Genomic DNA, 14674 nt, shown 5'->3' with positions numbered 1-14674 from the left:
CCCTGATTGCCCAGTTGGTGCGGGGCACCGAGGACGCGAATAGCCTTGGCAGCACGAGCTTGAGTGCTACCATCCCGCAGATCCTGTATGGCTTTGATGGCGCTGACACCCTGACGACGGGCGGCGGCAACGACTTGCTGTTCGGTGGTGATAACAACGACACCCTAAGTGGCGGGGCGGGTAATGACGTGCTCAGCGGTGGGAATGGTGCCGACGTGCTGACCGGTGGTGCTGGTGCAGATACCCTGAGTGGTGGCATAGGCACCGACACGTTCCGCTACGTGGGTATGGATAGTCTCTACACCAACGATACAGGCCCAGGCCCCAATGCCGATACCATCACTGACTTTGCTACGAGTGACTTCATCAGCTTCGGCTCGGTGGCGGGGACAGCGAACAACTACTTTGAAGACGATGCTACTTCTCCCGGTGGTGAATTCATAGAATTTGATTTTGACGACTATGCTTTTGTTGCGAATGATGTTTTCTCTCAATTTAACCAAGTTCGTTACTACTTCATTAGTGATGACGACACGGATGTTGGGTATCTGTTCTTCGATGCCAATGACAACAACAGGCTAGACACCAACGGCACTGACTTGGTGGTGGAATTGACAGGGGTGACGTTCAGGGAATTCGATTTTAACAACATCATCGCTGACCCATTTGCCGTGTCTTAACGCTGGCGTCATGTGGTCCAGGGTAAGTTGATGGGTGTGTCTGATTGGGGAGATTATTTTGCATAATTATGAAACGGATAAACACGGGCGTGTTGGTAATATCACCATGCACCGTGGTGACAGGTTGAAAAATGCAAATGGCAGATTCGAGTTGTTGTTTGATGAGTTTGGCGATGTCATCGTATATGACGTGCTGAATATGAAGCCAATCTTCTCAACAGGCACATTTGGAACCAAAGCATCCAAGCTGATCTTTAAAAGCTCCATCATCCTGCTGCAAACTAGTAGCGACAAGACGGTATGGCGGGGGTTTCATCAGCTCTTTGATGGGATTCATTACTATGACGATGGCATCGATGGCGACGAGATTTACTTTGATGATATTGGAACATTGAAAATCGTTTCAAAATTCAGGGATAAGCCTATATGGTCTAGCGCTAAGCCTAAGGAATTCCACACACTGTATGAAAACGATGAGATGGGTGTGTACAGTAAACTGAATTCCCCGTCAGGAAAAATCAGTTTGACGGTATCTCAGGTAGGCATCTCAATTCACAATGACTCGATCCCTGCTGAGATCAGGACGCGTAAAGTTGATACAAGCAGTAACAACACGCTGTTATTGAAATTTGTTGATGGGAAACTAAAAGTAGGCTTGGTGGAGAACAAGCAGTTTCGCACTTTGCATCAAAGCAACAATACAGTGCCTGGCGCCTATGTAGAGGTTTCAGAGTACGGTTTTGTGCTGATTTTTGACCAGAACAGAAACGTGGTTTGGTCATCAGATAAAAATTTCATTCAGCACCCGGATCATGTTGCTAACAAGGCTGACGACGATCTTTTTCCTAGCGAGTTTTTTAAACTAGGTGGCCGCGACAGAATTCTTTCCAGCAATGGGTACTACGAATTAGTCAATTTTGAAACTATCTTTTCTAAGGGCGAATTCCAGCGGCGGGATGGATACATTCTACGGCGAGCGGAAGATGGCACTGTTCTTTATCGGTTTCCAAAGCCCATACATCCAGTCTCTCTAGCAGATACACTTGTTGTTCAAAACGTTGTCGTCAAGGCAGCACTTGAAGAAGAAAATGAATCAACTGACTTTCCTGGTCCCAAGGAAAACTGGAGTAATCAATTTTTAATATTGCAGGACTCAGGAATGTTGATCGTCAATCGCGCTGCACCCTACGCTCGCGATTTTGTGCTTGTCAAGCCTAGACACTCCATTTCAGATGGGGAAAAGTTGGCGATAGGGGAAGCCCTTTATTCTCCGAACGGCGAGTATTGTTTTGAATATAAAAATTACGAATGGATCCTTTACAGGACCAAAGATGGCCTTGTTTTGTTTTCAACCAATATTAGGGGGAACCGTAATTTAGATAACGACAAAATGCTTGTACAGGATTTCTGTGCCTTTGTGGCAGAGGGGATTTTCAGTATTGGCATTCAAGGGGGTTTGAGTATATTTAGCTCTGGCAAAATTTATAGGTCCAGTAGCAAGCCAGGTGGTGATCCTGACGAGGTTCAACCAGACCGGCTGGAAGTGATCAATGACGGTACATTGGCACTTGTCTATGACCAGAAAGTCGTTTGGAAAACGCCATGTTCAAGGCGCGGTAAATATGACTTTGCATTAGAGCTTAAAGGCGCTTACCTAATCTCACCCAACAAGCAGTTCTTATTAAGGTCTGAAGCCTACGCACTGTCTTTGGTGGATACCATCTCCAAGCGTGTTTTGTACAACACCGGTTTGAGTTTACCGGGTAACCATAGTCCATATCTAATGTCGACAAGTTCGGGATACAGCCTGATACGCGATAAAGACATTTTTTGGTCGACCACTGGAACAATGGAAAAAAAGCCAACAATGTCTGATGCTGATAAATGGTCAGAGGATTCCATCGCCGTTACCGATGCGGGTTATATCGAAATATATGAGGCGGGCCGTCGTATCTGGCAATCAGTCAGTAATACGCTGTATGCAGGGCAGACGCTGTCTAATTCAAATTACCTCCTTTCATCCAATCACATGTTCTCGTTTTATGTATGTAAAGACGATCACAAGGCAAAAATTGGAAATCACGCGGGTTACTCGAATCGTGAAGTGCAACTAGCTCAAAACAATCAATCAAGCTTGACTGGGACCAAGTTTTCATTCAGCAATGGAAATCTTCAATTCATTGGTAATGACGAGAGAAGTGTCTGGGTAAGCGGAACCTGTGACGGTCAGTCTTTGCATTTGTCTGATGATGGCCAGCTCAGCATCTTGAACGAGGATGGTCACGTTGTTTGGACCACGCAAAGGATAGTTTGCCTGGCGTGGGGCTCCTTGGTCTGGGACCCAGGCTCCCTTCCGACTACAGGACGCTGGTATTCTGATGGCCCTATGGTTCCTGTTGAATTTGCAAGGCAGTCAATGGACGGAAGAGTCACACTGGTGCTCAAGCATGATGCACGGCCTGTTCCGGCGCTATGGGGGTTAATGACTTCCAGGGATCTAAGTCAGGCGATTAGAGATATTGCGCTGAGGGAGAAAATTCCAACGCATAAAATCTCTGAAACCGTCGGTGTTTGGATCAAAGGCCAACCATCTCCATCGGCCATTCCTCATTTGGCAATCTGGGCTAACTCCAAAGGTATTGATAGCGTTATCTGGACCAATCTCCCTGGCAAGTTCGTGCTGAAAAATGAGCTTGAAAGTGGAGCCAGCAAGAAAAAAGGTAATTCAACGACGATTGACAGGCCGACCAAGGAACAGGTTGTTGACTATTTGATGGCTTTGAAAGAATCAAAATTGTCAGCAGATAAGAAAAAACGCCATTTGGCAGAACGTTATATCAGAAGAACACCAAGACAAGTACGGACTGAGTATCGGGATTTTATTGAAGCTCAGCTGGACTGGGGATACGACCCCAATTTCGATTAGCCTGGTGGGAGTATCCACTTGCGGTGCGCCGTATGGGTGGGCAGCGTATGCGGCGGACTGCCAAAGGCGAGTCCGCCCTACTGTTAGGTTGTAGTGCTTTGCCGTCGTTCCCGCGCAGGCGGGAACCCAGGCAAGGTGCGTTATGCGCGAGTTTCAAGCAACAGGCGTAGTAAAAGTGTGGCGCTATAAGCGGCTGGTACGGCGCGATAAGTGGCGAATATGGCGGTTTGTTTTGCAGAACTGGATTCCCGCCTGCGCGGGAATGACGGGTCTGGGTGTTTGAGGTGGTCTAAGCCTATGTGAGCCTATGTGAGCCTATGTGAGCCTGCCTGAGAAGTCAGAGGTAGGGCGCAATAGCAAAGGGCATTGCGCCGTATCAGGTTTGTTCAGATTGAGGCTGAACGCGGCGCAATACGCTTTGCTATTGCGCCCTACTTTTAGATTGTTAGGGCGTACCTGCTTGCCGTGCCCCTTATGGGGCTGTTGCGCTTTGCGGATAAGCCTCTGATGCCGTGCTTGCAGACGGATAAAATTGCCTGTTGTTTGTGCAGGTTTGTGTGGTGGAAAGCATGTTGATGTTGGTGAAGCCCGCTATCTTGATAAACGCAGTGCAAAATAGCGGATAAACCATAATAATGCTCGCCATGCGTACCATTCGAGATTCCCACCTTAAGCCTTTGTGGTCAGCGTTGTTGAAGCGCTACCGGCATATCCTTGCTTATGGCTTGCTGACCAACTTTCTGATCCTGGCACCGTCCTGGTACATGCTGGAAGTGTATGAGCGCGTGGTGTTCAGTCAAAACAGTCTGACCTTGCTGATGCTCACGCTGATGGTGCTGTTCCTGTTTGCGGTGATGGAGGGGCTGGAGCATTTCCGCGTTGCCATGCTGCAACAGGCGGCGGCCACATGGGCCACGCAATTGCAGGCGCAGGTGTTCCGTGCTGCTTTTCTGGCGCGCCTGCAATCGGCTGATTTCCCCAGTGCGCAGGTGTTTGGTGATTTCCGCTCCTTGCGCGAGGGGCTGGCGTCCACGGCCATCATCAGCATCATGGATGCGCCTTTCATTTTCATCTTTCTGGGTCTGGTGTTCATGATCCACCCCGCGCTGGGCGTGCTGACGCTGGCGGCCTTGCTGATCCAGTTGCTGATCTCCGCCTTGAATCAATACCGTATCCAGAGCCGCATGCAGGAGGCCAACCGCCAGGCGATGGATGCCCAGCGTTACTTTGCCCAACTCACCCGTCAGGCTGATGCCATCCACGCCATGGGCATGCAGGCTGGCCTGTTCGAACGCTGGAACAAGCGCCAGCAGGGCTTTCTGCAGCAGCAGGCCGATGCGTCCATGATCGCGGGCCGCAGTGCGGCGGGCTCCAAGCTGGTGCAGCTGATGCTGACCTCACTGGTGCTGGGGCTGGGCTGTTATCTGGTGATCCACAACAGCCTGCCGTATGGCCCGGCCGGCATGATCGTGGCCTCCATCCTGGCTGCCCGCGTGCTGGCCCCATTCAGCCAACTGGTGGGGCAGTGGCGCACGCTGTCGCAAAGCATCGATGCCTACAAGCGGCTGGAAAAACTGTTTGCCGATACGCCGGGTGTGCGGGCCAAGCTGGCGCTGCCTGCACCCAGCGGCGAAATGCGTGTGGATCAGCTGAGCTACGTGCCACCGGCCGGCCCCGGTGAAGCGCCACGCGCGCAGCGCGAGCCTTTCCTGCGCCAGATCAGCCTCAACCTTGCGACCGGGCAGTTGCTGCTGGTAGCGGGACCGTCCGGCGCAGGTAAATCGACCTTGCTGCGCCTGATGGCAGGCTTGCTGGCCCCCAGCAGCGGCAAGGTACGTCTGGATGGGGTGGACGCGTACAGCTGGGACAAGGCGGCACTGGGCCCGTATCTGGGTTATCTGCCGCAGGAAGTGGCCTTGCTGGAAGGCAGCGTGGCGGACAATATCCGCCGCTTTGGGGTGGAAGATGCCGCCGCCATGGACGAGGTGGTGCAGTTGCTGCAACTGCACACGCTGATCGCGGGCCTGCCGCAAGGCCTGGAGACGCAGATCGGGCCGGAAGGCGATTTTCTGTCTGGCGGTCAGCGCCAGCTTATCGGGTTGGCACGCGCCATGTATGGCAAGCCCCGTATCGTGTTGCTGGATGAACCCAATGCCCACCTGGACGAGCTGGGTGAACGGGCGCTGTATCAGGCCATACAGCATTGCAAGCAGCGCGGCTGCACCTTTGTGGTGATCAGCCATCTGCAGCAGGTCAAGCAGGTGGCCGACCTGATGCTGATTTTAGTGCATGGGCAGATGATGCGGCTGGGCAAGCCGGATGAAGTGCTGGCTTCCCTGCAACCCAAGAACGAGACTGGTAATGGCGTGGCGAGTCATAGCGTGGCCGCCAACGGCATGACTGCAGGAGCTCAGCGATGAAGCGCCCTTTATACGCGGCATTTCAGCAGTTCAAGCCGATCTTGGGCGGGGTGTTCGTGCTCAGCCTGATTACCAATCTGCTGATGCTGACGCCGACGCTGTACATGCTGCAACTGTATGACCGTGTGCTGATCAGCCTGAATACGCTGACGCTCACGGCGATCACCCTGATCACCGTGCTGTTGTTTATGGTGATTGCCGTGTGTGAATGGTTACGCTCGCAGACGCTGATCAGGGCTGGTGTCAAATTCGACCAGCAACTGGGCAAGCAGGTGTTTGATCTGGGGCTGCAGCACAGCCTGGCGGGCTCGCGGGACAGGGCGGTAGAAGCCATGCAGGACCTGACCATGATCCGGCAGTTCTGCACCGGCAACGGTGTGTTCGCCCTGTTTGACCTGCCATGGACGGTACTTTACCTGCTGGTGTTGTTCATCCTGCACCCCATGCTGGGCTGGCTGGCCTTGTTGTTCTGCGCTGTCCAGTTTTGCCTGGGGGTGTGGAACCAGTTCAGTACGGCTGCTGCGCTGCAGGACAGTCAGCACGTGCAGCAGGGCAACCAGCGCTTTCTGGACCAGAAGATCCGCCATCTTGAGACCCTGCATGTGATGGGCATGATGCCCAGCCTTTACCGTCACTGGGAACGGCTGCAGCAAGGCTGGCAAACCGTGGATCTGGGTGCCCAGCGCCTGCAAAGCCGCAATCAGCACATCAGCAAGTTCTCGCGTTACAGCATGCAATCCCTGACCCTGGGTGCGGCGGCCTGGCTGGTCATAGGCGGCGAGCTTTCCGTGGGCGGCATGATCGCTGCCAATGTCCTGGTGGCGCGCGCGCTGCAGCCCTTTGATGCACTGGTCAATACCTGGAAACAGTGTGTGCAAGCCTACGAGGCTGGCGGGCGTCTGAATCAGCTGCTCAAGCTCGCTGTGCCGGAGCTTGCCAGCCTGCAGCCCGAACAGTTGCATGGCAGGTTGTCCTTGCAACTCAAGACGCTGAGCCTGCCGGGCAAGGAAGCGCCTGTGCTGCAGGATATAGACCTGAACATCGAGCCCGGGCAGATCGTCACCCTGATGGGGCCGTCGGGTTCAGGCAAGACCACCTTGCTGCGCTGTCTGGCGGGCTTGTGCACCGACAAGACCATGCGCTACGAGCTGGATGGCATGCCGTTCAGTGTGCTGGACGCGCAAAGCCGTACCCGCTACGTGGGTTATCTACCGCAGCGCATCGACCTGGTGGAAGGCAGTATCGCTGACAATATTGCGCGCTTTGGCGAGCTGGATTCTGCGCGCATCATCGCGGCTGCACAAAGTGTGGGACTGCATGAGACCCTGCTGAAACTGCCGCAGGGCTATGACACCCCGCTGAGTGCAGGGAATACGCCCTTGTCTGGCGGCCAGCGGCAACTGGTGGGCCTGGCGCGCGCCCTGTATGCCATGCCACGCATCGTGCTGCTGGACGAGCCCAATGCGCATCTGGATGATGAAGGCGAAACGCAATTGCTGAACAGCCTGCAGAAGCTCAAGCAGAGCGGTGCGACCATCGTGGTGGTGTCGCATCGCACGCGCATGCTGCAGGTCACTGACCGTTTGCTGATCCTGAATGCTGGCCGTATCCGGCATGACGGGGCGCGTGATCAGGTGCTGGCGGCCTTGCGCCCACCCAAGCCGCAGCCGCCTGCCAGCCCGGCCGTTACCTTATCGCCACAATCGATCGCTTAAGAAAGTTGCAAGCCCATGAAGCCATTACATCCCGCTGCTGATCCTGATCCGTTCCTGGAGCCTGCATCACCGCCAGCAGACTCTGCCACCTCTGGCAAGCTGCGCCAGCGTGGTGTCTGGATCATGCTGGTCGGCCTGGCCGGTTTTGTGGTGTGGGCGGCGCTGGCTCCGCTGGATGAGGGCGTGCCTACCGATGGCGTGGTGAATGTGGAAGGCAGTCACAAGGTGGTGCAGCATCACACCGGCGGCATCGTGCGCGAATTGCGTGTCCACGAGGGCCAGCAGGTCAAGGCGGGCGAGGTGCTGGTAGTGCTGGATGATACCAATGCGCGCGCGCGCGCCGAAGAGATACGCCAGCAGTACCTGGGCTTGCGCGCACAGGAAAGCCGTCTGCGTGCCGAAAAGCTGGGCAGCGCCAGCATCGTGTTCCATGCCGATGTGCTGGCCGCCAAGGACGATGCCAGTGTGCGTCAGCAGATGCAGAATGAAACCCAGCTGCTGCTGGCACGGCAGCAGGCCCTGCAGGCTGATATCGCCAGTCTGCAGGAGGCCATCGCCGGTCAGGAAGCGCTGATCAGTGGTTATGAGGGCTTGCTGGCCAGCTATAACGCGCAGCGCACTTTGCTGAATGAACAGCTGAACCAGTTGCGTACCCTGGTGGCAGAAGGCTATGCACCGCGCAACCAGCAGATCGAGCTGGAACAGCGTGCAGCACAACTGGAAGGCCAGATCGCAGAAACCATCGCCAACCGCTTGCGTAGCCAGAAAAGCATCCTCGAGACGCAGCAGCGCATCCAGTCCAGGCGTCAGCAGGAACGCAAGGAGATCGACGGCGAGCTGTCACAGGCTGGTTTGGCGATCCAGACCGCGATAGAACGCTACAAGCCGCTCAAGGAAGATCTGCGTCGCGTGGAGATCCTGGCCACCAGCAGTGGTCAGGTGGTGGGCTTGCAGGTGCATACCGTGGGCGCGGTCATTCAACCCGGACAGAAGATCCTGGACATCGTACCCACCGGTGCAGCGCTGATCCTGGATGCGCGCATCCCGCCGCACCTTATCGACAAGATCCACGTCGGTCAGGCCGCCGATGTCCGCTTCTCCACCTTTGCCAATACCCCGCAACTGTTGCTGGAAGGCAGCATCAAAACCGTGTCCAGTGACCTGTTCACCGAGCCAGCCAGCTCAACCGGCCAGGCACCGGCCAGTTACTATCTGGCACGCGTGGCGATCACCGAAAAAGGCATGCAGCAGCTGGGGCAGCGCGTGTTGCAGCCTGGCATGCCGGTACAGATCGTGATCCGCTCGGGTGAGCGTAGCCTGCTGACCTATTTGCTGCATCCGCTCACCAAGCGCATCGCCGCCGCCATGAAGGAGGAATAAGTGTTTAAGCTCTCGCTGCTTCGTAGCGCTGTGTTGCACAGTCTGTCCCTGAGCTTGGCGCTGTCGCCCGGCTACGCCATGGCGGCCGAGTCACTGCCCAGCCTGTATGAAAAGGCCGTGCAGTATGACGCGCAATACCGTGCGGCTGTCGCAGAAACTGCAGCGGACAGGGAAGAGATCAACAAGGCTGCGGCACCGTTCCGGCCCAGGGTGCAATTTACCAGCAACTACGGCCGCGGCCTCACCGACCGGACCGCCGACACCCCTACCGGGGACGTGAACAGCACGCTGAATTACACCCTGCAGAATCACGCGCTGAGCATACGGCAATCCCTGTTCAACGCCGAGGCACGCGCGGCCTATCGCAGTACCGAAGCCTCCATCCGCAGCAGCGAGTCGCAGCTCAACAAAGAGCAGGTCAGCCTGATGACGCGCGTGGCCAATGCCTATTTCGAGTTCCTGTTCGCACAGCAGCGCATCAAGGTTACCGAAGAGAAGATACGTGCGGTCAGCGCACAGCGCGATCAGGCGCAGCGCCGCTACGACCTGGGTGAAGGCACCATCACCGAGATCAGCGAGGCCGATACCAACCTGGAGCTGGCCGAGGTGGAGCTGGAAGATGCGCTCAATACCTTCAGCCTGCATCAGCAGACCCTGATACGTCTGACCGGCGAACCCGTCGAGCGCGTGGCGCCGCTCAATCTGGACGTGTTGCCCACCAGCATGCCGGATGGCATGCAGCTGGCTGACTGGATCAGCCAGGCCGAGACCAATAACCCGGACATCATCACCGGACGCCATGCGCTGGATGTGGCGCGCGAAGAAGTGAGCCGCAAGCAGGCCGGGCATTACCCTACACTGGACCTGGTCGGCGTGCGTTCCATCAGCGAGAACGACAACAACAACACGCTGGGGCTGCGCTTCGATTCCACCACGCTGGCACTGCAGCTCAGCGTGCCCTTGTACGGCGGCGGGCTGACCAGTGCCAATGTGCGTCAGGCCGAGAGCCGCGTGATCGCCGCGCAGGCGCAGCTGGACCAGCGCATGCTGGAAACGCGCAATCAAGTTCAGCGTTACTACAACACCATCCAGACCACGCTGCGCAGCATTCGCGCCTACACCCAGGCGGTGGCCAGCAGTGAAGTCGCGCTCGAAGGCACGCAGCATGGGTTTCTTGCCGGTTTGCGCTCGAATATCGACGTGCTGAATGCGCAGCAAAAAGTGTTCATGAACCGCTTGCAGCTGACCAAATCGCAGTATCTGCTGGTCAACGACCTGATCAACCTGCGGGTCACGGCGGGTGAGCTGCAGGCCAGCAACGTGTCCTCGCTGCAGCGTTATTTCATGCAGACCACCGAACCGACGACCGCCAGTCCGGCGGTTCCAGGCGCTTATCGCGGGCTGGCCGTGCCGCCCGCCGAGTCTGGTGTGGCCGTCGATGTGGATGAGAAGGCACTGTCGTGGCTGCTGCCGCCATCGGTCGGCAAGGCGGCTGCAAAACCAGTCCAACTGCCGCAAGCCTTGCCTGTTGCAGCCCCACCGGCGGTATCGGTGCAGCCGGTCAATATGGAGCCGGTCAAGCCTGAACCACTTACAGTGCCGCAAGCCGCAGAGGTAGGGCAGCCTGAACTGGCACCAGTAGCAGCCCCGCAGGCAGCAGAAGCCCCGCAGCCGGTCGCAGCAGAACGGCCTCAAGCATTGGAAGTGCCAGCGGCAGGCTTCTTGGAGCCGGTGCCTGCTGCGATGGTCGAAGAAGCACAGGCAGTTTCTGTTGAAGGGCCGCAAACGGTATCCGTCGAGCCGGTCAAGGCAGAATCGCTAGTGTTGCCGCAAGCCGTAAACGCAGAACAGCCTGAACTGGCAGCAGCCGATGCGCCTCAAGCGGCAGAAGTACCGCAGCTTGTGGAAGCCCTGAAGGCAACAGAAGCGCAGCAAGCCGTCGTATCGGAACCGGTTACCGCAGCGCCGATCACAGCATCACCTGCGCTGCCTGGTGAAGCGTCGCAGGCGGTATCTAGCGAAGCGCCGCAGGCAACACAAGCGCCGCAGGCAGTAGAAGCGCTGCGAGCAATAGAAGCGCCGTTGCAAGCAGATGCGCCGCAGGCTGTCCCGGTAGAAGGGTCACAAGAAGCAGAGGCCCCGAAAGCGGCACCGTTGGAGTCTGTGCCAGTTTTGCCGGTGGCCGTATTGCAAGCGCCACCTGTAGAGCAAGCGGAGGCAGTATCTATCGAAGTGCCGCAGGTAATTGAATCGTTGCAGATAGTACAGGCGCCGCAGGCAGTAGTAGCAGCGCCGCAAGTCGCCGCACTGGAGCAGGTGCAGGTTTCCCCAGCCAAACCGGCGCTGCCGGCCCGGCAGGTGAAGGTCAGGCTGAATACGCCAAGCCATCACAGCTGGAATGCCAGTCACCTGGCATGGTGAGCCGGTCGGCGGCTAGCCCTGTAATTGCTTGAGCTATAACTGCTTGAGTTCACAGTGCTTAACCTGGCGGCGGGCTGGCCCGGCGGCCCTTTCCCCTAGCTGAGCTGTCTGCCTGGCAAGCCTGCCAGGACGGTTTCCAGCCCGTGCACCATCCCGGACGCATCAAACATGGCGCGTGTCTCAGCGTTTTGCAGTCGCGTCCTGGCCTCATCCAGTGCAGTGCTGTTTGCCGGCAGCGCTACCGCCTTTGCTGCATAGTCCTGCATGGCAGTGCAGATGAAGTCTGCCAACCCCGCTGTTTGCAACAAGCTCGCTGCCACCCGGCTAGCGAAGGTGTGGCCCATGCAGGTCAACACCGGCAGCCCGACAAACAGCGCATCGCTGGCCGTGGTGTGAGCGTTGTAGGGCAGCGTGTCCAGGAACAGGTCGGCACATTGCATGCGCGCCAGGTGCTGGTCTATGGGCGCGCGTGGTGCAAAGATCAGTCGTTCGGCACTGATGCCATGACCGGCTGCTGCTTTCAGCAGATTGGCCTTGGCCCAGCGGTTGCATTCCAGCAGCCATAACACGCCGTGCGGGACCTGTTTGAGGATGTCCATCCACACGGCGAACATCGTCGGCGTGATCTTGAAGGTCTGGTTGAAGCAGCAGTATACAAAGGCCTGTTCAGGCAGGCCGCACTTGGCACGCGTGGGTTTGGGCGCAAGCGGGCGCTGGCTGTTGGGCTGATAGCAGGGCAGGGTGAGCAGTTGTTCTGCATACTCTGCCGCCGCGCTGGCGGGCGTGATGACCGCGTCCGTAATCAGGTAATCGAACAGCGGGCGCCCGGCATGCGCGCCCATGGTGCCGGGGTAGCCCAGCCAGTTGATCTGCACCGGGGCCGGACGCAGCGCGGCGATGCCGCTGCGGCTGGTTTGCGTGTAGCCGGTGAGGTCGATGAGGATGTCGATATTGTCGTCGCGGATGCGCTGTGCACTGGCACGCAAGCTCAGTGGCCGGATGTCCACGAACTGGTCAAAGGCCAGTTTTAGGCGCTCACGCTCCGCGCTATGGTCGTCCGGCCCGTACGAGTAGGCCAACACTTCGAAGTGGCTGCGGTCGTGTTGCTCGATGAGGTCGGTGATCAGGAAGGCCAGCGGGTGCAGACGAAAGTCCGCTGACAGATAGCCCAGCCGGATGCGTTTGTCTGCGCGGGCGTCAGCCTCCACCTGGCTGCGGCTCGCGATCAGCGGCGCTTCATTGAGCAAAGCGCCATAGCGGTTGGCCAGCCAGTTGTCTGCGCAGCGGCGCTGTTCAGCCGCCGTCGTGCCGGGCATGGCCAGAAAAGCGAAGGGCGAGATCTGGGCCGTGGGTTCTGTGCTGACCCAATCGCGGATCAGCGTAATGTCTGCCTCCAGACCGCTCCAGTCGCACAGGTGCTGTTTCTGGTGCGCCAGGTGCACGCGCGCATGAAACAAGCTTGGGTTGAGCCTGAGTGCGGTTTCATAGCAGGCCACCGCCTGATCCAGCTGACCCAGTTCGCGCAGCACATTGCCGAGGTTGTTGTGTACGTCCGCATCGTCTGGCAGGCCTTTGAGGGCACGCTGGTAGCTCAAGGCGGCTTCTGCGGGTTTGCCCAGCTCACGCTGCGCATTACCCAGGTTGTAATGGGCGACGGCCTGGCCAGGCATGACCTGAACCGCCTCGGCGTAGCAGGCTTCCGCTTGGTCGTAGCGGCCCGCCTGGTGACATTGACTGCCCAGCGCCATCAACGCAGTGCACAGGGCGCTGCGCGTGTCACTATCCTGCGGCTGACGGCGTAGCAAGCGCCGGTACAGCCCGGCGGCCTCTTCAAAGCGTTGCAGATGCAGATAGACGTTGGCCAGGCTGTCCTGATAGTCGCGATTGTTGGGTGCGCTGCGTAATGCGCGCGCTATCAGCGTGGCGGCTTCCGTATTACGCTCACTCTGGTGGCAGAGGATGCCCAGCAGGTGCAGCGCATCGGCATCATCTGGCTGGCTCTGCAGCACCAGCCGGTAGCAGCGTTCAGCCTCGGCCAGGCGGCCTTGCTGATGATGGTGCAAGCCTGTCTGCAGTGAGGCCAAGTGGCTTAGCCTTCGTGCTGATGCGGCGTGTAGCGGGCGCCTATGTGCGCTTCATGGCGCTGCTCGGCTAACTCGACCTGACGCTGGCGCTCGGCGAACGCCAGTTTCTGCTCAGGTGTGGTCTGGTCGTGGCAATGGGCGCAGCTGACGCCCAGCACATAATGGGGGGATTGCCTGTCTTCAGGCCCTAGCGGGAAACGGCAGGCACGGCACAGCTGATAGTCGCCCTGCTGCAAACCATGGCCCACCGACACGCGCTCGTCGAACACAAAGCATTCGCCTTGCCACAGGCTTTGTTCTGCGGGCACGGTCTCCAGGTAGTTGAGGATGCCGCCCTGCAGGTGATACACCTCCTCAAAGCCCTGACTGCGCAGGTAGGCGGTGGATTTCTCGCAGCGGATGCCGCCGGTGCAGAACATGGCCACCTTGGGTTTCTGCTTCAGTTCCGTGTGCTCTTTGACCCAGGCGGGCAGCTCGGTGAAGCTTTTGGTTTCCGGGTTGATGGCGCCCTGGAAGGTGCCGATGGCGACTTCGTAATCGTTACGCGTATCCACCAGGATCACGTCCGGGTCGCTGATCAGCGCGTTCCAGTCTTCGGGTTTGACATAGGTACCGGCCATTTCGCTGGGTTTCACTTCCGGTACGCCCAGCTTGACGATCTCCTGCTTGAGTCGCACTTTCATGCGGTAGAACGGCATCTGTTCCGCCCAGGACTCCTTATGCTCCAGATCGGCCAGGCGGCCTTGCCAGCTGGCATCTTCGCGCAGATAACGCAGCACGGTGTGAATGTGCTCGGGCAGACCGGCGATGGTGCCATTGATGCCTTCTTCCGCCAGCAGCAGCGTGCCCTTGATCTGGTTCGCTACGCAGATGGCCAGCAGCGGGGCTTGCTGATCGCGGTAATCCGGCAGACTGACGAATTTATACAGGGCGGCAGTGAGGTACTTCGACATGGCAGATAGTGACGTCATCAGACTAAAACAGGATTTTCTCACATCTTGCCGCGAATAAAAAAACCGGCCATCAGGCCGGTTTTTCAGCACGCTGA

Annotated in this window: 8 protein-coding genes; 6 read left to right on the top strand and 2 right to left on the bottom strand. The window is 57.6% G+C overall.

The genetic code is table 11. The features are described 5' to 3' along the window. From ED236_RS12760 to ED236_RS10985, 6 genes are all read left to right on the top strand, one after another. Positions 1 to 680, top strand: a 680-nt coding sequence (locus ED236_RS12760) for a calcium-binding protein (RefSeq protein WP_420820422.1), incomplete at its 5' end; no start/stop codon positions are given. 58 nt (positions 681 to 738) lie between these two features. Further along, complete coding sequence (locus ED236_RS11005; RefSeq protein ID WP_148042294.1) at positions 739 to 3606, top strand: hypothetical protein; 2868 nt, start codon at positions 739 to 741, stop codon at positions 3604 to 3606. Positions 3607 to 4250: 644 nt separating this feature from the next. Next, a complete protein-coding gene (locus tag ED236_RS11000) occupies positions 4251 to 6026 on the top strand; it encodes a type I secretion system permease/ATPase (protein ID WP_123238043.1) in 1776 nt (591 codons plus the stop codon). After that, complete coding sequence (locus ED236_RS10995) at positions 6023 to 7741, top strand: type I secretion system permease/ATPase (protein WP_123238019.1); 1719 nt, start codon at positions 6023 to 6025, stop codon at positions 7739 to 7741. The genes ED236_RS11000 and ED236_RS10995 overlap by 4 nt, the downstream gene beginning before the upstream one ends. A gap of 15 nt (positions 7742 to 7756) precedes the next feature. Beyond that, positions 7757 to 9121 (top strand): HlyD family type I secretion periplasmic adaptor subunit, encoded by a 1365-nt coding sequence (locus ED236_RS10990; protein WP_123238018.1) that lies wholly within the window; start codon positions 7757 to 7759, stop codon positions 9119 to 9121. Then, positions 9122 to 11542, top strand: a complete 2421-nt coding sequence (locus ED236_RS10985; RefSeq protein ID WP_123238017.1) for a TolC family outer membrane protein — start codon at positions 9122 to 9124, stop codon at positions 11540 to 11542. It abuts the gene before it with no gap. A 95-nt stretch (positions 11543 to 11637) separates the two neighbouring features. Here the strand turns inward: ED236_RS10985 and ED236_RS10980 are convergent, their stop codons facing one another. After that, positions 11638 to 13626: an O-linked N-acetylglucosamine transferase, SPINDLY family protein gene (locus tag ED236_RS10980; protein WP_123238016.1), complete on the bottom strand. Its 1989-nt coding sequence runs from the start codon at positions 13624 to 13626 to the stop codon at positions 11638 to 11640. Between the two features lie 5 nt (positions 13627 to 13631). Further along, the gene (gene trhO, locus ED236_RS10975; RefSeq protein ID WP_123238015.1) at positions 13632 to 14579 is read right to left on the bottom strand and encodes an oxygen-dependent tRNA uridine(34) hydroxylase TrhO; all 948 of its coding nucleotides are present in this window, start codon (positions 14577 to 14579) and stop codon (positions 13632 to 13634) included. Positions 14580 to 14674 lie beyond the last annotated feature (95 nt).

This window comes from Pseudomethylobacillus aquaticus (assembly GCF_003730115.1).
Taxonomy (GTDB): Bacteria; Pseudomonadota; Gammaproteobacteria; order Burkholderiales; family Methylophilaceae; genus Pseudomethylobacillus; species Pseudomethylobacillus aquaticus.
Note: the sequence above shows the minus strand (reverse complement) of the source record. Positions and strands in the feature narration are given on the sequence as shown.